The 18,965-nt window shown below is 43.1% G+C and carries 19 protein-coding genes; 13 read left to right on the top strand and 6 right to left on the bottom strand.

Annotation, left to right across the window (positions count from 1 at the left end; all coding sequences use genetic code 11):
* The first annotated feature begins 70 nt into the window (after window positions 1-70).
* From MN200_RS13565 to MN200_RS13505, 13 genes are all read left to right on the top strand, one after another.
* Window positions 71-1,351 (top strand): glycosyltransferase family 1 protein, encoded by a 1,281-nt coding sequence (locus MN200_RS13565; RefSeq protein WP_058870304.1) that lies wholly within the window; start codon window positions 71-73, stop codon window positions 1,349-1,351.
* A 192-nt stretch (window positions 1,352-1,543) separates the two neighbouring features.
* Window positions 1,544-2,095, top strand: coding sequence for a phosphatase PAP2 family protein (locus tag MN200_RS13560; RefSeq protein WP_058870303.1), 552 nt, complete (start codon window positions 1,544-1,546; stop codon window positions 2,093-2,095).
* Between the two features lie 89 nt (window positions 2,096-2,184).
* Window positions 2,185-2,385: a Fe-S cluster assembly protein IscX gene (gene iscX / locus MN200_RS13555; protein ID WP_004697668.1), complete on the top strand. Its 201-nt coding sequence runs from the start codon at window positions 2,185-2,187 to the stop codon at window positions 2,383-2,385.
* 110 nt (window positions 2,386-2,495) lie between these two features.
* Entirely contained in the window at window positions 2,496-2,927 is a 432-nt protein-coding gene (ndk, locus tag MN200_RS13550; RefSeq protein WP_004983508.1) for a nucleoside-diphosphate kinase, read from the top strand.
* A 122-nt stretch (window positions 2,928-3,049) separates the two neighbouring features.
* Window positions 3,050-4,285: a 23S rRNA (adenine(2503)-C(2))-methyltransferase RlmN gene (gene rlmN, locus MN200_RS13545; RefSeq protein ID WP_004697671.1), complete on the top strand. Its 1,236-nt coding sequence runs from the start codon at window positions 3,050-3,052 to the stop codon at window positions 4,283-4,285.
* Window positions 4,286-4,301: 16 nt separating this feature from the next.
* On the top strand, window positions 4,302-5,102 hold the full coding sequence (gene pilW, locus MN200_RS13540; protein ID WP_058870302.1) for a type IV pilus biogenesis/stability protein PilW: 801 nt from the start codon (window positions 4,302-4,304) through the stop codon (window positions 5,100-5,102).
* Window positions 5,093-5,869 (top strand): helix-turn-helix domain-containing protein, encoded by a 777-nt coding sequence (locus tag MN200_RS13535; RefSeq protein WP_058870301.1) that lies wholly within the window; start codon window positions 5,093-5,095, stop codon window positions 5,867-5,869. The genes pilW and MN200_RS13535 overlap by 10 nt, the downstream gene beginning before the upstream one ends.
* 18 nt (window positions 5,870-5,887) lie before the next feature.
* The gene (gene ispG / locus MN200_RS13530; RefSeq protein ID WP_004697677.1) at window positions 5,888-7,003 is read left to right on the top strand and encodes a flavodoxin-dependent (E)-4-hydroxy-3-methylbut-2-enyl-diphosphate synthase; all 1,116 of its coding nucleotides are present in this window, start codon (window positions 5,888-5,890) and stop codon (window positions 7,001-7,003) included.
* A complete protein-coding gene (gene hisS / locus MN200_RS13525) occupies window positions 7,000-8,295 on the top strand; it encodes a histidine--tRNA ligase (RefSeq protein WP_242759652.1) in 1,296 nt (431 codons plus the stop codon). Before ispG ends, hisS begins: the two co-directional genes overlap by 4 nt.
* Window positions 8,296-8,322: 27 nt before the next feature.
* Window positions 8,323-9,021 (top strand): tetratricopeptide repeat protein, encoded by a 699-nt coding sequence (locus MN200_RS13520; protein ID WP_234304490.1) that lies wholly within the window; start codon window positions 8,323-8,325, stop codon window positions 9,019-9,021.
* Entirely contained in the window at window positions 9,018-10,163 is a 1,146-nt protein-coding gene (gene bamB / locus MN200_RS13515) for an outer membrane protein assembly factor BamB (RefSeq protein WP_058870298.1), read from the top strand. The genes MN200_RS13520 and bamB overlap by 4 nt, the downstream gene beginning before the upstream one ends.
* Window positions 10,164-10,331: 168 nt before the next feature.
* Complete coding sequence (gene der / locus MN200_RS13510) at window positions 10,332-11,741, top strand: ribosome biogenesis GTPase Der (protein WP_004697684.1); 1,410 nt, start codon at window positions 10,332-10,334, stop codon at window positions 11,739-11,741.
* A gap of 90 nt (window positions 11,742-11,831) precedes the next feature.
* Window positions 11,832-12,506, top strand: coding sequence for a 4'-phosphopantetheinyl transferase superfamily protein (locus MN200_RS13505; protein WP_058870297.1), 675 nt, complete (start codon window positions 11,832-11,834; stop codon window positions 12,504-12,506).
* Between the two features lie 31 nt (window positions 12,507-12,537).
* On the opposite strand, the gene secF is transcribed toward MN200_RS13505, so the two are convergent.
* From secF to MN200_RS13475, 6 genes are all read right to left on the bottom strand, one after another.
* Window positions 12,538-13,512, bottom strand: a complete 975-nt coding sequence (secF, locus tag MN200_RS13500; RefSeq protein WP_005401700.1) for a protein translocase subunit SecF — start codon at window positions 13,510-13,512, stop codon at window positions 12,538-12,540.
* 8 nt (window positions 13,513-13,520) lie between these two features.
* Window positions 13,521-15,422, bottom strand: coding sequence for a protein translocase subunit SecD (secD, locus tag MN200_RS13495; RefSeq protein WP_058870295.1), 1,902 nt, complete (start codon window positions 15,420-15,422; stop codon window positions 13,521-13,523).
* A 55-nt stretch (window positions 15,423-15,477) separates the two neighbouring features.
* Entirely contained in the window at window positions 15,478-15,807 is a 330-nt protein-coding gene (gene yajC, locus MN200_RS13490; protein ID WP_004697692.1) for a preprotein translocase subunit YajC, read from the bottom strand.
* A 104-nt stretch (window positions 15,808-15,911) separates the two neighbouring features.
* Window positions 15,912-17,042, bottom strand: a complete 1,131-nt coding sequence (gene tgt, locus MN200_RS13485; protein ID WP_004697695.1) for a tRNA guanosine(34) transglycosylase Tgt — start codon at window positions 17,040-17,042, stop codon at window positions 15,912-15,914.
* Window positions 17,043-17,338: 296 nt separating this feature from the next.
* A complete protein-coding gene (locus MN200_RS13480) occupies window positions 17,339-17,908 on the bottom strand; it encodes a LemA family protein (protein ID WP_058870294.1) in 570 nt (189 codons plus the stop codon).
* Window positions 17,909-17,933: 25 nt separating this feature from the next.
* The gene (locus MN200_RS13475) at window positions 17,934-18,962 is read right to left on the bottom strand and encodes a hypothetical protein (RefSeq protein ID WP_058870293.1); all 1,029 of its coding nucleotides are present in this window, start codon (window positions 18,960-18,962) and stop codon (window positions 17,934-17,936) included.
* Window positions 18,963-18,965 lie beyond the last annotated feature (3 nt).

The following is an 18,965-nucleotide window of genomic DNA, read 5'->3' as shown; positions in this document are numbered from 1 at the left end:
CATTCATTATCATCAAACTGTCAAATAGTTTAACTAAACTTGAGCAAAAATAAGAAAAGTTTGGAATAACATGATCGGTTCAATAACAACAAAATTATTCAAACAGCACAATTTTCCAGAAACTCAGCGGTTTTACCTCAAACAACAACATCAGCATAATATTCAGCAAGAACTCTCTATCCTTCAAGAAACACTTAAGCCAAAGTTAAAAATAACCATCGTGACGGAAACATGGTCACCAGAAATCAATGGTGTGGCGAACTCTTTATTACAACTGTGTAAAGGTTTGCAGAAACTGGGGCATCGTATTCAGCTCATTCGCCCAATACAAAAAACCATATGTACTGACTTTCAGGCAGAGCAGGAGTGTTTGGTTTGGGCAAAGAGCATTCCTAAATATGCTGACATGCAATTTGGTATGCCACAGTATGTTAAAGTCAGCAAAGCGATTGAGCGCTTCGCGCCAGATGTGGTCCATATTGTGACGGAAGGTCCTCTAGGGCTGACTGCACTGTATGCAGCTCAAGCGCATCAAATTCCAGTATCAAGTGGCTTTCATTCAACTTTTCATGATTTTAGCCGCTTCTTTGATTTGGCTTTGCTGGTCAAACCGATTGAAAGTTATCTCCGCTGGTTTCATAACCATACGGTACTCACCTGTGTGCCGAGTCAAACGACGTTAAATCAACTCCAGGCCTTTGGAGTGACTTGTCCTTTGGTTGAGGTTGGGAGAGGGGTCGATACAGCTCGCTTCCATCCAGAGCATCGCTCAGAACAATTCCGTCAGCGTTGGCAAGCAGATGCAAATACTTCTGTGTTGTTATATGTAGGGCGTTTATCTCCGGAAAAAGAAGTCGATGTGCTCATTCAAAGTTATTTGAATATCAAGAAACAGCAGTCACGCAAGTTGAAAATGGTGATTGTGGGAGATGGTCCGGATCGTAAGCGATTAACCGAGATGGCAAATGGCTCAGATGTTATTTTTACGGGAAGCTTAACAGGGCAGTCACTCGCTCAAACCTACGCCAGTGCAGATGCTTTTGTTTTTGCTAGTCAAATAGAGACTTTTGGTAATGTGGTACTCGAAGCTATGGCCAGTGGCTTACCTGTGGTGGCCTATAACTATGCCAGTCCGCAGCGTTATATCAAGCAAGGTATAACAGGGTGGTTGAGTCCTTTTGGACAAGTGGCACACTTTATGCAAACTATTATTCAGTTGCCAGAGCAAAAGGTACTTAGATGTATGGGAACTCAAGCGCGTCAGGACATTGAAAGTGTGGGCTGGCAGTATCCTGTAAAACAGTTTGAGCAAGCCTTATATCACGCGGCAAATATTAAGGCAGCACCTTAGCCAATAGCTGTTTTAAAAGCGTCAGTGATAAAGATGAGTTGGGTAATTTTGATGAGTTTTAACTTAAATCATCAAACTGTCAAAAACACCCTTTAATATGAGCTTAACGAGAAGCGATTTTGATGCATTAAATCGTCATATAACAATGATTTTCCAGCTGAACTTTCAACATTGTTGTTAAGGAGAAGTGGTATGAATCTTAAAACTGCAAAAATAAGAATATTAGATTTAGATTTAAAGGGTTGTGTCTATCTCAATCATTTCTCCCATTCGCATGCTGTAGCCAATTTTTTTAAGCGGATCAGTCGATTGGGAGATGGCATCTTTTGGTACACGATGTTGGCTTTAACTTGGTTGTTGCAAGGATTGGTCTACAGTTTACAAATCGTGTATTTGGTGCTTGGTTCATTGTGCGGGACTTTAATTTATAAAGTTTTAAAAATCAAAACTATTCGCCCAAGACCCTATCAAGTACATCAGGTGATTCGAATGGGTGAGCGACCGCTTGACCATTTTAGTTTTCCTTCAGGTCATACTTTACATGCGGTGATGGTCAGTACTTTATTGGGCTTTGTACAGCCCATTTTATTGGTGCTCATGTTGCCTTTTACTGTTTTGGTTGCCGCGTCACGCATGATTTTAGGGCTACATTATCCAAGTGATGTGTTGGTGGGAGCGGCTATAGGTGCGGTGGTAGCTGTTACTTTAATTTGTAGTGCACCATTTTTAAATATCGCGTTGTAAAAAGCCCAATTTTATCTCAAACAAACTAGCGCTTAAATTTCAGAGTTTGCTACAGTACAGTATCTTCTACATTGTGATGAGACTCCACCATGGGCTTACGTTGGTCAGACACTATTGATATTGCTATTGAGTTGTATGAAGCTCATCCAGATGTCGATCCGCAGTGGATTCGCTTTACGGACTTACATGCTTGGGTGTGTGCCTTACCAGACTTTAGTGATGATCCGACCAAGTCGACTGAAGGTTTGCTTGAAGCAATTCAAATGGCATGGATTGACGAAGCACGATAATCCTTGCATAGAAAAAAGCAACTTTTTACAGAGTAAAAGCAGAAAATTGTGCATTATGTCGGTATAATGCGCCAAAATTTTCATGTCTACATTGACTTAAGGAGCCAATCATGGCTATTGAACGTACTTTATCTATCGTAAAACCAGACGCAGTTGCTAAAAACCACATCGGTGACATTTTTGCTCGTTTTGAAAAAGCTGGTCTTCAAATCGTTGCAACTAAAATGAAACACTTGACTCAAACTGAAGCTGAAGGTTTCTACGCAGAGCACAAAGAACGTGGTTTCTTTGCTGACCTAGTTGCGTTCATGACTTCTGGTCCAGTTGTTGTTTCTGTTCTTGAAGGCGAAAACGCAGTTCTTGCTCACCGCGAAATTCTTGGCGCAACGAATCCTAAAGAAGCTGCTCCAGGCACTATCCGCGCTGACTTCGCTGTAAGCATCGACGAAAATGCTGCTCACGGTTCTGACTCTGTAGCATCTGCTGATCGTGAAGTTAACTACTTCTTCGCTCAAACTGAGATTGCTCCACGTACTCGTTAATTCGAAGTATTCAAACCAGATAAGTGTTATTATACTTATCTGGTTTTTTTATTCCCTGAATAAATTTCTGCTCGTTTATTGAGCTTCTCCTTTCATCGTTAGACATGGTTTAGGTAATACACATGAGTACTGAAGTGGTCGCTGTCTCTACAGTTTCGGCTGAACAGCAACAATCTCCATCCGCTCCTGCACAGCAAAATTCTGTTGCGAAAGTGAACTTACTTGGCATGTCACGTCCGCAGCTTGAAAAATTCTTCGAAGATATGGGAGAAAAAAAGTTTCGCGCAGGACAGGTGATGAAATGGATTCACCAGTTTTTTGTGACTGATTTTGCTGAGATGACCAATATCTCAGGCAAGTTGCGTGAAAAACTTGAAAAGCTCTGTGAAATTAAAGCACCAGAAGTGGTGCATAAAAACTATTCTAAAGATGGTACGCGTAAGTGGGTCTTTCGCGTCGGTGAGGGCGAAGGCTCTTTGGTTGAAACTGTATTGATTCCTGCTGAGCATCGCAGTGGTTTGCGCCGTACTTTATGTATTTCATCTCAAGTGGGCTGTGCACTGGATTGTTCATTTTGTTCAACCGGTAAACAAGGCTTTCAGCGCGACTTAAACCCAGATGAAATTATTGGTCAGTTATGGGTTGCGAACTATTCTTATATGGAAGATGTGCCTGTAGCTGAGCGTGAGCGCTCGGTGACCAATGTGGTAATGATGGGGATGGGCGAGCCATTACTCAACTATGATGCCGTATTGAGCTCAATGCGTATTATGCTGGATGACTTTGCTTATGGTATGTCTAAGCGCCGTGTGACCTTGTCAACTTCAGGTGTGGTGCCGAAAATTGATCAATTGGCACAAGATATTGATGTTGCACTGGCAATCTCCCTACACGCACCAAATGACGAACTGCGAAATGAATTGGTTCCAATCAATAAAAAATATCCATTGGCACAATTGATTGCAGCATGTCAGCGTTATATCGCTAAAGACGGGAATGAAAGTGCGCGTAAGCATGTCACGATTGAATATGTGATGTTGGATGGGGTGAATGATCATCCTGAGCATGCACAGCAGATGATTAAACTGTTGAAGAATTTACCAAGTAAAATTAATTTAATTCCGTTTAATCCATTTCCACATGCACCTTATGGTCGTTCAAGTCGCAACCGCATTATTTCTTTCCAAAAAACTTTGTCTGATGCTGGATTTGTGTGTACGATTCGTCAAACGCGTGGTGATGATATTGATGCTGCCTGCGGACAATTGGTCGGTCAAGTGGCTGATCGAACACGTCGTGCTGAGCAGTGGAAAAAGAAAGTAGCAGAGAAAAACGAGATTCTACGTTCACAAGGATAATATAAGGGGATGCCAATTGAAAAAACCCGTTTCTAAACTTTGCCTTGCGCTGACACTGGGTGTGTCAGTGTGGTACTTGGTGGGTTGCCAAACTGTGAATACGAAAGGTGATCCAAGTAAAGCAGTACAAGTTAGAACGCAGTTGGCGGCTGAATATATTAAGTCGAATGATTATGATGCTGCGAAACGTACATTGGATCAGGCATTAGACATCGACTCTCGTGATGCATCTGCAAATATGATGATGGGCGTGTTGTTACAGCGTGAAGGCAGTCCACAAAATGTGGAAAAGGCAGAGCGTTATTTTAAGCATGCAATTGCGGCTGAGCCAAAAAATGCACAGGCTCGTAACAACTACGGTACGTATTTATATCAAATTGGGCGTTATAATGACGCGATTGATCAACTTCGAGTTGCAGGTTCAACTTTAGGATATGATCAACGTTATCGAGCATTGGAAAATTTAGGTCGTGCGTATCTACAAGTAGGTCGAGTGGCGGAAGCAGAAGCAGCTTTTAAGCAAGCCCTACAGGTAAACTCAGGTGCCTATCTTGCCATGATCGAAATGGCGGAAATTTCATATTTACGTCAGCAAAATGCTGAAGCTACGCAGTACTATGAACAGTTTGTGCGAGCGGTTGGCGAGAAAAACTTAGATGCACGTGCGCTTTGGATTGGGATCCGAATTGCGCGAGCAAATCATGACACGATGGGTTCGCAAGTACTGGTCAACCAGCTACGTGCATTGTATCCAGACAGTCAAGAATACAAACGTTATTTGCAATTACAGTACACTACTGAGGCCGTATGGAAGTAAATCCTAATTCACCACAATCGAATGGTTCTAGCAATGCTTTAGGAAATATCCAACGTCCAGGTGATTATCTTCGTCAAATTCGTATTACACAAAAACGTGAATTAAGCGATGTTGCCAAAGAGTTGAATATTCCACTCAAGACCTTAACTGCGCTTGAGCAGGACGAATATACGGCGCTTCCAGAAGCAACCTTCATTAAAGGTTACTATCGTACTTATGCGAAGTTCCTAAAAGTCGATGCCACTACGATTATTCAGCGTTTTGATGACATCTATGCCAATGATACGGGACTATTACCGAATCACGCATTGAATAATTCACCGATTAAAATTATGGGTAAATTACCTGGTTCTAACCGTGACCGTAACCGTAAATGGTTGAAACGTGGACTGATTGCGATTGTTGTAATTGTGATTTTGGCAGCGTTGTTCGGCACAATTCAGAATTGGTCAGGCAGTACAGATGAGACTGCGACTCCGCAGACTGAGTCTGATGTACAAATCATCAATATGAATGGAGCTGCTGCAACCACAGGGGATCAGTTGAAACTTGAGTTCAATCGTCCGACATCTGTACATATTGTCGATTCAACGGGGAAGGTACTGGCAACAGGGCGTCAAGCTTCTACGCTTGCGCTTGCGGGTGAGACTCCTTTTCAAATTCGTATCGATGATGCCGCTGCTGTGTCACTCAGCTTAAATAATGAAAGTATTTCATTGTCACCATATACCGTCGGTGGAAAAGCAGATTTCCGCTTGTCACGTTAATGGGATCAAGGAAAAGCAATGATTGTAAATCCAATTAAACGCAAGCCTACTCGTAAGATTCGTGTAGGTTCAGTCTATGTCGGTGGCGATGCACCCATCAGCATTCAAAGTATGACCAATACTGAAACTTGTGATGTGGAAGCAACGCTGGCGCAAATTCAGCGTTGTGCAGATGTGGGTGCGGACATCATGCGTGTTTCTGTACCGACGATGGAAGCGGCAGAGGCTTTTGGTGAAATTCGTAAGCGTTCATCGGTGCCGTTGGTTGCAGATATTCATTTTGACTACAAGATTGCACTGCGTGTTGCGGACTTGGGTGCGGATTGTTTACGAATTAACCCAGGGAATATTGGCTCTGAAGCTAAAATCCGTGAAGTGGTGGCTGCAGCGCGCCATAACGATATTTCTATGCGTATTGGGGTGAATGCAGGTTCACTGGAAAAAGATATTCAAAAGAAATATGGTGAGCCAACAGGTCAGGCTTTGCTTGAGTCGGCGATGCGCCATATTGATATTCTAGATCGTTTAGATTTTCACGAATTCAAAGTTTCAGTGAAAGCATCCAATGTGTTTTTAACCATGGATGCTTATCGCCTACTTTCACAGCAAATTGATAATCCGTTACACCTGGGTGTGACGGAAGCTGGAATTTACCGTACGGGTTCAGTGAAGTCTGCGATTGCATTGGGCGGTTTGTTGTTGGATGGCATTGGTGACACCATGCGTATTTCCTTGGCAGCGGAACCTGAAGAAGAGATTAAGATTGGTTTTGATATTTTAAAATCACTCAGTCTTCGCTCAAATGGCATTAACTTCATTGCTTGTCCAAGCTGTTCACGTCAAGAGTTTAACGTGATTTCAGTGATGCAAGCCTTAGAAGAGCGTTTAGAAGATATTCGTACCCCAATGGATGTGTCGGTGATTGGGTGTAAAGTGAATGGTCCGGGTGAAGCCAAAGAAGCCGATATTGGTGTAGTTGGTGCAAGTCCACGCTCACTGGTGTATCGTAATGGTGAAAAGAGCCATTTAATTGACACAAATCAGTTGGTTGACGAAATCGAAACGATGGTTCGTCAGCGTGTTTCAGAGCTTGAAGAAGCTAAATCTAAAGAGATCATCCGTAGTTCATCATGAGTTCAATTGTCGCAATCAAAGGTTTTAATGACATTCTTCCTACGCAAACACCAGCGTGGAGACGTCTTGAACAGCATCTCGCATCATTGATGGATGCGTATGGCTACCAGCAAATTCGTTTGCCTATTGTTGAACAAACCAATTTGTTCAAACGTTCAATTGGTGATGCAACGGATATCGTTGAAAAAGAAATGTACACCTTCTTGGACAAAGGTAATCCGCCTGAGTCTTTGACTTTGCGTCCTGAAGGAACAGCAGGCTGTGTACGCGCCATGCTGGAGCATAACTCGCTTCGAGGTGCGACGCCTCGTGTCTGGTATATCGGGCCGATGTTCCGTTATGAAAAGCCGCAAAAGGGTCGTTACCGTCAGTTCCACCAGTTCGGCGTGGAAACCTTTGGTGTGGCAACCCCAGATATGGATGCTGAGCTGATTTTGATGACGGCACGTCTGTGGAAACGCATGGGTGTAGCAGATAAAGTTCAACTTGAGTTGAATACTCTCGGTGAGTCTGATGAGCGTGCAGCTTATCGTGCGGCATTGGTGGAGTTCTTAGAATCACATAAAAATGATTTAGATGAAGATTCACAGCGTCGTTTAACCACCAACCCACTACGTATCCTTGACTCTAAAGATGCCAAAACTCAAGCCATTTTAGAAAATGCGCCGAAGTTGCATGACTTTATGGGGGAGGAGACACTACAGCACTTTGCAACTTTGCAGCAATATTTAACTGATGCAGGTGTGAGCTTCGTGATTAACCAAAAACTGGTGCGTGGCTTAGATTATTACAATAAAACTGTATTTGAGTGGACCACCACGCATTTAGGTTCACAAGGCACAGTGTGTGCGGGCGGTCGTTACGATGGCTTAGTGGGTCAGTTTAAAGGCAAGGCCGATCAGTCTGTACCTGCAGTTGGTTTTGCGATGGGCATGGAACGTCTGTTGTTGTTGCTTGAACAAGTGGAAGACGCTACACCTGTACGTGACTGTGAAATGTTTTTGTTGGCAGATCCCGCTTCTCAAGGCAAAGCTTTGGTTCTTGCAGAACAAATTCGTAACCAGTTAGATGCTGCATCAAGCACGCTTCGTTTGAAAGTTGGATCACATGGTTCAATGAAGTCGCAAATGAAAAAAGCGGATCAGTCTGGCGCATTGTTTGCCCTCATTTTGGGTGAGCGCGAGGTGGAAGCTGCGCAGTTTGCCGTAAAAGAGTTGGCGACAGCTGAACAAACTTTGGTTGCGGTGGATGACATCGTGCCATTTATGATTGAAAAATTTTCTTCAAAATAAGCCAAAATATAAGGAAAGGGTAGTCACATGAGCGCATTAAGTGATGAAGAACAACTTGATAGTTTAAAGTCTTTCACTAAGAAATATGGTTCAGCCATTATTAGTGGGATTTTAATTGCGCTGATTGCCTTTTTTGGATGGCAATACTGGCAGAAGAAAACTTTGGCCGAGAACCAAATGAACACGGCTAAAGTTCAGCAATTGATGGATGAAGCACGTGCAACGCAAGGCGATGCATTTACAGCCTTGTCTGCAACTGCGGACAAAATTGTGAAAGAAGCCCCAGATTCGGCGCAGGCCATTCAAACGCAATTGTTGATGGCAAAGTTGGCCTATGACAAAGCGGATTATGCTAGTGCTGAAAAAGCGTTGAAGAAAGTTGAAAACTCGAAAGTGGATGACGACGGCTTAGTGCAAATTGTGAAATTGCGTTTAGCGTATGCACAATTGGCACAAAAGAAGTTTGATGATGCGATTAAAAACCTTGCATTGGTAAAAGATCCTGCTTTTAAAGCGACAGCCGATGAAGCTTTGGGTGATGTCTATGTGGCTAAAAACGACATCGATAATGCGAAAAAAGCCTACCAAAGTGCATGGGATCAGTTGGTTGAACGTAAACAAGAACGTCAAATTTTACAAATTAAACTCGAAAGTGTTGGTATTTTAGTTGATGATCCTGAAATCGAACGTCCACTTATAGAAACAGCAGCGGAAGAAACTGAATGAATAGAAAATACAAAATTTCGTGCGCATTAACCGTATTAACTTTAGCGCTTGCGGGTTGTGCAAGTAGCGGAAAAGTAGAAGAAGTTAAGCCGAATCCACTTCCAAAACTGACGCAGGCGAAAACTCTGACTCCTGTATTTTCTCAAAGTGTGTCTTCAACTTCGACTGCTGATCCTTTACGTTTACGCCTAGATGCAGACAACGGTGTAGTTTTTGCACTTGACCCTAAAGGTGTCGTAACGGCGTATCAAGGCAAACAAAAACTATGGCAGAAAGAAGTATCTAAAGCCGGTTTGAGTTCAGGCGTTGAAGCTGCCGATGGTCATGTCATTGTAGGTAACGCCAAAGGTCAATTGTTTGCTTTAGATCAGGCAACTGGTGAGCAAAAATGGACTGCACAATTAACAGGTGCACTTCTTGCACCATCATTGATTCAAGCTGGTCGTGTCATTTCTGTCAGTAATGATGGCACTGTTTTTGCGCATGATTTGGCAACAGGTCAGCAAGTGTGGACCTATAATTTACCGAATGTACAACTTAGCTTACGTGGTAATGCAGCGCCTGTTCCTGTCGATGCGCGTACAGTGCTGATTTCTTCAGCTAATGCCTATGTTTATGCTTTAGATGTGCTTACTGGCGTGCCACGTATGCAGCGTCGTGTAGCTGTATCGGATGGTCGTTCGGATATTCAACGTTTGAATGATGTTGATGGTGATCCTGTAGTGGCAGGTCAGTACTTGATTACGACCAGCTATCAAGGTCAAGTGACCATGACAGATTTGGCTTCACAGCAAGTGGTGTGGAGTGAAGATTCGAGTAGTACGCAGCGCCCTGAAGTGGTGGGTAATGGTGTATTCGTGGCACAAACTGACGGCAAGTTAGTGGCTTATGAAATTAGCACGGGTCAAAAGCTTTGGGAAAATGACAGCTTGCTGAACCGCCAATTGAGTAATCCAGTGATGTTGGGCCAAGACTTGATTGTCGGTGATCTAGATGGTGTATTGCATATGCTGAACCCTGCGACAGGTGAGTTGATCGGTCGTGCGAAGACGTCTGGAGAAGTGCGTACTTTACGTGTGATTGATGATCAGCTCTATGTTGCGACACGAAAGGGTGCATTAAGCATTTGGCAGAATCGTTAATTCTGTTCGACTTATGTTAAACTAGTCGAAATTCGTATTTTTTTAAATTCCTCGGGGTGTTTGCTTAGTCAAAACCCCGAGTTTTTATTCAGGTTTTTCACCTAATTTTCTTCCAGTTTCTGATGTTCAGACCAGTCTCACTGGCTGATCTTGAATAAAGGTTAATCTATGAAACCCGTAATTGCGCTCATTGGTCGTCCGAACGTCGGAAAATCAACGCTATTTAACCAGATCACCAAAAGCCGAGACGCGCTTGTTGCTGACTTTGCCGGTCTGACTCGTGACCGTAAATATGGTGATGCTGTATTTCAAAATAAGTCTTTCATTGTGGTTGATACTGGTGGTATTGGCGAAAATGAAGGCGGTATCGACTCTTACATGGCGGAACAGTCTAAAACAGCCATTAATGAAGCCGATATTATTGTCTTCGTAGTCGATGCACGCGCAGGCCTGCTCGCATCGGATGAGCAAATTGCGCGTGAGCTGCGTACACTTGGTAAGAAAGTTTACCTTGTAGCGAATAAAGTTGATGGTGTACATGCCGAAGCTGCACTTGTTGAATTTTACAAGTTGGGTATGGGCGAACCTATGCAAGTGGCTGCGAGCCATGGTCGTGGTGTACAGCAAATGCTTGAAGATGTGCTTTCAAGTGTGCCTGAAGATGAAGATGCAGATGAGCACGACAAAAACACTGGCTTACGTTTAGCGATTATTGGTCGTCCAAACGTTGGTAAATCGACGCTAGTGAACCGTTTGTTGGGTGAAGAGCGTGTAGTTGCATTTGACCAACCGGGGACAACCCGCGACTCGATCTATATCCCGTATGAACGTGATGGCCGTCAGTACACCTTAATCGATACTGCGGGTGTGCGCCGTAAAGGTAAAGTCGATGAAATGATTGAGAAGTTCTCAATTGTGAAAACGCTACAGGCCATTAAAGATGCCCATGTTATCGTGGTTGTACTTGATGCACGTGAAGGTGTGGTTGAGCAAGATCTACATTTGATTGGTTACGCGCTTGAAGCGGGCCGAGCGATGGTGATTGCGATTAACAAATGGGACAACATGTCCGAGTATGATCGTAAACAATGTAAATTGGATGTCGATCGTCGCTTTGACTTTATTCCTTGGGCAAAAGTACATTTAATTTCTGCATTGCATGGTACGGGTGTCGGGGATCTATATCCATCGATTCACCGTGCTTATGATTCGTCCCATTTGAAAGTTTCGCCTGCAAAAATCACACAAATTTTAAGTGATGCTACGGATGCGCACCAACCGCCAATGGTCGGTGGTCGTCGTATTAAAATGCGTTATGCACATATGGGTGGTCAAAATCCACCAACGATTGTAGTGCATGGTAACAAAGTTGATAAAACGCCTGCGGATTATCGTCGTTATTTAGAAAACGTATTCCGTAAAGTGTACAAACTTGAAGGTACGCCAGTACGTATTGAGTTTAAAACCTCTGAAAACCCATTTGAAGGACGTAAGTCACAGGTGGATGAACGTACAGCAGCACGTAAGCGTCGTTATGTTCAGAAGTTTAAGAAAGCTGAGAAGAAATTCAAACGCTAATCAGGCATTGAAATTTTAATGCTGAAAAGCCCAAAGTGATCTTTGGGCTTTTTTATTTTATGATGCATGAAACCATGATAGGAAGACAAAGTGGCAAGGACAATACGTGTTGAGCTGAAAAAGATTGAGGACATTGTGCAGGTCGATCACAGCCTGTCACGTGTTGAGCAAATTGCACAGCGAAAACAAGCCATTTATCAATATCGCAATCAATGCTTATCCGAACAACGGCAGATGATTGTGGATGATCACTCCATTGCGCTGAGTGAGACAGGTAAACCTTATTTACTTGATCAACCTTCTTTTCATTTCAATCATAGTCATAGCCAAAACTACTACGCTTTAGCTACGAGTGAGCGGATGCAGGATCTAGGCGTGGACGTGGAGGAGTTAAGCCGAAAAGTCCGCTTTGAGGCTTTGGCTAAACATGCTTTTCACGTAGAGGAACTTCGCGTGTGGCAACAGTATGATCAGGACAAAGCATACTGGTTTAAGGTCTGGACCACCAAAGAAGCTGTGCTTAAAGCATCAGGTTTAGGCATTCGTTTAAACTTAAATGAACTGAACACTCAAGCACATCCAACGCATAATGGCGGCATGTGTAGTCATCCGCTGATTGGGAGTTTTGCCTATCAAAATTTTGAGTTGGGAGATGTGATGTTGACCGTGGCTTGGCGGGCAGAACAGTCCTGCCGTGGCTATGCGTTGCCTCAGATTGAGCTGGTACAACACCTTCTCACCGACATAAAAAAGCCTCTCGATTGAGAGGCTTTCTTTTTCACACTATGGTATGCATTTATGGAATTTCATTTTCTTCTTCAAACTCAGGTTTCACTTGAACAATGAAGTCTTGACGGTTTAAGCCACGCCATAAAGCAAAAGCTGTACCGATGTAGATTGAAGAGTAGGTACCCACAAAAACGCCCACAAACATTGCAACAGAGAACCATTTAAGGCCATCACCACCGAGGATCATCATCGAGATAACCACCAATAATAAAGTCATTGAGGTGTGAATGGTACGACGTAGGGTCTCAGTTAAAGCGATGTTAACGATCTCTAAAGGCGAAGCACCACGAATCTTACGGAAGTTTTCACGAATACGATCCGAAACGACAATGTTGTCATTCAGTGAGAAACCAATCAGAGCCAGAATTGCAGCCAATACAGTTAAGTCAAATGGCCACTGCATCATGGCAAAAATACCGATGGTGACCACCACGTCATGGAACAAAGACAGTACCGCACCCATCGCCAGTTTGAATTCAAAGCGAATCGTTACGTAGACCAACATCAGCAGTAATGCTAAAGCCACAGCACCCGCTGAGCGAATGTAGAGTTCATTGCCGACTTGTCCACCCACCACATCAACTTTGTTAACTGAGGCTGAGTTACCCGGTAGCTGTACAGCTTGGGTAATGGTTTTGGTTAAGTCTTCTGCCGCTGTATCTTCTTGTACAGGCATACGTACAATCAAATCACGATCTGAACCAATGGTTTGTACCACAGGGTCATGAAAACCTGCTTTGGTTAGTGCAGCAGAGACATCGGCTGACTTCACGGGTTTGCTATAGTTTAGTTCGGCAGAAATACCACCAGTAAAGTCTAAACCTAAGTTAAGACCCTTGGTGAAAATAAAGAATAGGCTGCCGATGGTTAAGACAATAGAAAGAATGGCTGCAGGCAGCGCAATCTTCATAAAATCAATCACACGTTCATCATCTGGACGGCCGTATTTTTTTGAATCTTGTTGAGTCACATCAGTCATCATCGATCTCCTTATATGCTCAACTTTTTCAAGTTACGTTTTTTGCCATAAATGAGCTGTACAATCGCACGTGTTACTGTAATAGCAGTAAACATAGAGCAGATAATACCGATCATTAAGGTCACAGCGAAGCCTTTAATTGGGCCTGTACCGATAGCAAATAGGATAAACGCAACCAAGAATGTGGTTAAGTTTGAGTCGAAAATGGTGTTATAAGCACGGTCATAACCCGCCACAATGGCTTGTTTGGGTGATGCTCCCCACTTCATTTCTTCACGTATTCGCTCACAGATCAAGACGTTGGCATCGACCGCCATACCAATGGTAATCACGATACCCGCAATACCCGGCAGGGTGAGGGAAGCACCAATCCAAGACATGACTGTTAGAATCATGGCTAAGTTGAAGACCAAGGCAAAGTTAGCAATTAAGCCAAAGAGACGGAAGAAGACTACCATCCAGATCGCGACAAGTAAGAAGCCGATTTGAGTTGATAGCACACCTTTATCAATGTTTTCTTGACCGAGGCTTGGGCCCACTACACGTTCTTCAACAAAGTACATTGGCGCAGCAAGTGCACCAGCACGTAGCATTAGTGCAAGTTCAGACGCTTCTTGAGGTGAATCTAGACCCGTAATACGGAATTGAGAGCCGAGGACTGCTTGAATAGTTGCAGCATTAATCACGACAGACTCTGCATAGGGTGTACGGACTTCGGTTTGCGCACCAGTCGCAGGATCGGTGATATAGCTAATACGTTGTTTATTTTCAATGAACAACACAGCCATACGCTTACCCACCGCATTACGGGTTGCATCGGCCATCAGTTTGCCACCTGCTGTGTCTAAGGTAATGTTTACCTCAGCACCGCCAGTGTCTTGGCTAAAGCCACTTGATGCGTTTTGAACACGTTCACCCGTTAAAATACGGTTACGGTTTAAAAGTAATTCACGTCCGCTGTCTAAAGACTGATATGCAAAAAGTTCGGTTCCTGGTGGAAGCGGTTGACCATTGCTCTTGCCGGTATAAGGGTCAATCACTTGGTCATTTTGGTCAGAGACCAAACGGAACTCTAGGTTTGCTGTACGACCCAAGACACGTTTTGCTTCAGCAGTGTCCTGAACACCTGGAAGCTCAACCACGATGCGGTTACTACCTTGTGTTTGTACCAAGGCTTCTGCCACACCTAACTCGTTAATACGGTTACGTAAAGTGGTTAAGTTTTGGTTCACGGCATAAGATTGAATTTCTTGGCGGCGAACATCGGTATAGGTTAAACGTAAGGTTGAACCTGTCGCAGTTGCGACCGCTTGCTGATTAAATTCATTACCATTGCTACGTAAGTAGTCTTGAGCCGCAGTACGATCATCATTGTTGGCGAACTGAACGGTAATGGTGTTGTTGTTTAATGCAAGGCTGTTAAATTTAATTTTGTTGTCACGGAACTGACGACGTAAATCAGTCGCAGAGGTTTCCATGCGTTGAGCAATCGCTTTATCCATATCCACTTCTAATAAGAAGTGAACACCACCACGTAAGTCCAGACCGAGCTTCATTGGTTTTGCACCAATTTTTTGTAGCCACTCTGGCGTGGTTGGCGCCAAGTTCAACGCGACAACATAGTCATCACCAAGGCCACGACGTAACGCTTCTTTGGCTTTTAATTGTGCTTCGCTAGAGTCAAGACGTAACAGTGCAGCATTATTGCTAAAACTGTTGTCATGGCTTGAAATACTTTCAGATTTTAAAATCTGCTCTGCTTTTTGTACGATGCTTTGGTCAATTTGGGTACCAGCTTTGGCACCAGAAATTTGAACCGCAGGCTCATCCGGATACAAACTAGGCAGGGCATATAATGTACTGATCGTCAAAACCACGAGAATCAGTAGATATTTCCATGCTGGGTAACGCATTTGTTTTCTTCTTAAAATGAAAAAAGTCGTGCGGATGCACGACTAATTTTTTTGATTAAAGGTTATTTAATGTGCCTTCAGGAAGAACTGAAATCACACTTGCGCGTTGAATTTTTACGTCTACACCACGGCTCAGTTCAACCACTGCAAAGTCACCTTCGAGTTTAGTGATTTTACCCATTAAGCCACCAGCAAATACCACTTCGCTGCCTACGCCAAGACTTTCAACCAAAGAGCGGTGCTCTTTAGCACGTTTTGCTTGAGGGCGCCAAATTAAGAAATAGAAGATTGCAATAAAAACAGCAATCATCAATAAGTTTGCGACCATACTTGGTTGTTGTGCAGCTTCACCCGCTGCGTGAGCTGTAGAAATAAAAAGGCTCATTTCAAATTCCTAAACTAAAAAAACGGTGACCAACGAATTGATCATAAATAGACTTGTTCTGCAATTTACCTTGTCTTTTTACCAAGCGCAAATGCTCACAACAATTAATCTTGGGGGCAAGGTGGAACTTCTAAACCACGACGTGCATAAAAATCTTCAACAAAGGCATCAAAGCGATCATTATCCAATGCATCACGAATGTCTTGAGTAAAGCGTTGGTAGTAACGTAAGTTATGAATAGTACCGAGCATTGAACCTAGCATCTCGCCACATTTTTCCAAATGGAATAAGTACGCGCGAGTAAAGTTTGTACAGGTATAACAGTCACAGTGTGGATCAAGCGGACTTTGATCATGACGGTATTTACTGTTACGGATTCGCACTAAACCGTCGGTCACAAAATAATGTCCATTTCGGGCATTACGTGTAGGCATGACACAGTCAAACATATCGACGCCACGGCGGATGCCTTCCACGATGTCTTCAGGTTTACCCACGCCCATCAGGTAGCGCGGTTTGTCTGCTGGCATTTTTTCTGGAAGATAATCCAGCACTTTAATCATTTCTTCTTTCGGTTCACCGACGGACAGCCCACCAATGGCATAACCGTCAAAACCCACTTCAAGCAAGCCTTTTAAAGACTCATCACGTAAGTCTTCATACATACCGCCTTGAATAATGCCGAATAGCGCATTTTTATTTTCAAGCACATCATGATGCTGAGTCTTACAACGCTTTGCCCAACGCAATGACAATTGTAGCGACTTTTGCGCTTCTTCATGCGTTGCAGGATAAGGCGTACATTCGTCAAAAATCATCACGATATCTGAGTTCAATGTATGTTGGATGTCCATTGAGATTTCAGGAGACAAAAATACTTTAGAACCGTCAATTGGAGAGCGGAACGTTACGCCATCTTCTTTAATTTTACGCATCGCGCCCAAACTGAAGACTTGGAAGCCGCCTGAATCGGTCAGAATGGGCTTATCCCACTTCATGAATTTATGCAGACCGCCGTGCTCTTTAATCACTTCAAGGCCAGGGCGTAGGTAAAGATGGAAGGTGTTACCTAAAATAATTTGCGCTTTGATGTCTTCAATGTCACGCGGGAGCATGCCTTTCACCGTACCATAAGTACCGACAGGCATGAACACAGGGGTTTCAACCACACCATGCTCTAAAGTTAAACGACCACGACGGGCGCGACCCGACTGACCTAATTTTTCAAACTTCATAAAATATCCTGAACAAGAGCAAAGCACTGCTCTGCTTGCAGTGCAAGAGCGAAAAAACAGTTCGCCGCTAAAAGGAGGCTATTTTCCTTGATTATGCAAATAAACACCAGTGTTGTAACACTTTTAAAGCAAAGCTTTTTAAGTTGAATCGTAGCTGGTTACGGTTGTTTAAAGTTGTGTTGATGCTGTGGAGTGGTGTTAGATGTGATGGGAGGCTTTGCTGGAAAAAATAACACAGGAGATGAAAAAGGCACTCATCGGAGGACCTTTAAATATACCTTTGGCTCATTACGGCTTTAATTGAAATTTGGACGGTAATCAAAATTTTGTAGTGCAGTCACGTCGCGGAAAGGACGTACCGCTTTTTTACCCACGGTCATGGTGTTGACAATGTTGTTTGGAAAAACTTGAATGTGGTTGTTAAACAGTTCGACATTGCGGTTAAAGATGCTGATCGCAGCACCGACATTTTCATTTTGCTCTTCAATTTCATTCATCATCTTTAGATAAATATCATTGGCTTTAAGTTCAGGGTAGTTTTCGACCACAACATTGAGGCTACGCATTAGCTCTTGGTTTAATGCTTCGATGCGCTGTAGCTGATTGACATCTGTATTGTTTAAGTTCAGGTTTAGAATGTTTTGACGGAGCTCAGTGACTTTTTCCAAGGTGCCTTTTTCAAAGCTAGAGTATTGTTCGACCAAAGGTTCTAAGCCATCTAGAATTTTTATTTTCTGACGCTCATAGGTTGCTACATCCGACCATGCGCGAATGGTTGCATTGTGGTGTCGCACAATATTATTGCGAATGACGATTACGCCAAACACGATTGCAATAATAATCAATAAGAAAATCAATAGCCCCATACAGTCCTCAAACGGCAAAATGTCATTATTTTAAAAATTGCGTTAGATCAGATTCTAAGCGCTCTAGATAAGGTAATTTAAAAGTGCGTAAGTGTCCACGCAATGTCGAAATGTCATTGATTTTTTTTGCTTTGCTGGATATTTCAAACAGGTTTTGTGGGCTGATATAGCACAAGATATTTTTTTCAGGATGAAAAAGTAAATCGCCTTCACGAGAACGGAAAAAATCGGCAGTACGCAGCACAAATGCAGGGGAGAGGAGTTTGGCCATCTGCATTTGGTCAGTACCAAAAAATTTGAGTTTCTGGTTAATCTGAATATCACTGCTATGCCATGGAAAACTATAAGGATAATAGAATTTTTTATTGTATGCGGTAATTGCGAGTCCTTGTGTGGGTACTTCAAAGACAAAACATCCCCATAAGTCTTTATGCACTTCTTTAACTTTTAACTCATTACCATCTTTATCACGCACGCGAATTTCATCGACAAAGTGGTATTGAAAAAGCAAAACTTGATGTTGTTGTCCTTCTTCATCCTGCCAAGTGGTACTGGCGTAGTAAGGAATATCATTGCTGATGGTGCCTTGATTAAAAATTGGAAACAGCTGCTTTAAATGGGCAATAAAAAATGCAGGTTGTAGGGCCACGCCAATATGCTGCGGAGGGGTAAACTCATTGAGCAGGTATTTTTTATGAATAATTTGTTTTTCTAAATAGTCGGTGACCTCTTCAAGCGGATCATCTTGCTCATAACTTAAATAGGCCCAAAGCAGGCAGCCTAAGCCAAATAAAAAGCTGAATAAGGTCCAAATATGCTCTCCAGCAAAGAACACTGGCATAATAAAAAAAATGCCGACTATTCCAAGTAGAATAGGCAGCACATTTTCAAATTTCAGGGTAATCGGGGCATTCCAAGGGTGCAGTTGGTCAAGAATGTCTTGTGCCGAATCTGCCCCTCGGCCGATGTCCCAAAGCCTGTCGATATTATCAAACACAACTTTATTCTTTTTACGTCGAATATGAATGGAATGCTTGATTGTATCGATAGGCATGTG

The sequence above is a fragment of the Acinetobacter sp. LUNF3 genome (assembly GCF_022699605.1).
Classification (GTDB): Bacteria; Pseudomonadota; Gammaproteobacteria; order Pseudomonadales; family Moraxellaceae; genus Acinetobacter; species Acinetobacter johnsonii.
Note: the sequence above shows the minus strand (reverse complement) of the source record. Positions and strands in the feature narration are given on the sequence as shown.

Coding starts and splice junctions, on each gene's coding strand:
- MN200_RS13480 (WP_058870294.1), bottom strand. CDS start 17,908: ATGGGGCTATTGATTTTCTTATTGATTATTATTGCAATCGTGTTTGGC.
- MN200_RS13565 (WP_058870304.1), top strand. CDS start 71: ATGATCGGTTCAATAACAACAAAATTATTCAAACAGCACAATTTTCCA.
- hisS (WP_242759652.1), top strand. CDS start 7,000: ATGAGTTCAATTGTCGCAATCAAAGGTTTTAATGACATTCTTCCTACG.
- iscX (WP_004697668.1), top strand. CDS start 2,185: ATGGGCTTACGTTGGTCAGACACTATTGATATTGCTATTGAGTTGTAT.
- MN200_RS13535 (WP_058870301.1), top strand. CDS start 5,093: ATGGAAGTAAATCCTAATTCACCACAATCGAATGGTTCTAGCAATGCT.
- MN200_RS13520 (WP_234304490.1), top strand. CDS start 8,323: ATGAGCGCATTAAGTGATGAAGAACAACTTGATAGTTTAAAGTCTTTC.
- secF (WP_005401700.1), bottom strand. CDS start 13,512: ATGATGACTGATGTGACTCAACAAGATTCAAAAAAATACGGCCGTCCA.
- tgt (WP_004697695.1), bottom strand. CDS start 17,042: ATGAAGTTTGAAAAATTAGGTCAGTCGGGTCGCGCCCGTCGTGGTCGT.
- rlmN (WP_004697671.1), top strand. CDS start 3,050: ATGAGTACTGAAGTGGTCGCTGTCTCTACAGTTTCGGCTGAACAGCAA.
- ispG (WP_004697677.1), top strand. CDS start 5,888: ATGATTGTAAATCCAATTAAACGCAAGCCTACTCGTAAGATTCGTGTA.
- yajC (WP_004697692.1), bottom strand. CDS start 15,807: ATGAGCCTTTTTATTTCTACAGCTCACGCAGCGGGTGAAGCTGCACAA.
- MN200_RS13475 (WP_058870293.1), bottom strand. CDS start 18,962: ATGCCTATCGATACAATCAAGCATTCCATTCATATTCGACGTAAAAAG.
- ndk (WP_004983508.1), top strand. CDS start 2,496: ATGGCTATTGAACGTACTTTATCTATCGTAAAACCAGACGCAGTTGCT.
- der (WP_004697684.1), top strand. CDS start 10,332: ATGAAACCCGTAATTGCGCTCATTGGTCGTCCGAACGTCGGAAAATCA.
- secD (WP_058870295.1), bottom strand. CDS start 15,422: ATGCGTTACCCAGCATGGAAATATCTACTGATTCTCGTGGTTTTGACG.
- MN200_RS13560 (WP_058870303.1), top strand. CDS start 1,544: ATGAATCTTAAAACTGCAAAAATAAGAATATTAGATTTAGATTTAAAG.
- bamB (WP_058870298.1), top strand. CDS start 9,018: ATGAATAGAAAATACAAAATTTCGTGCGCATTAACCGTATTAACTTTA.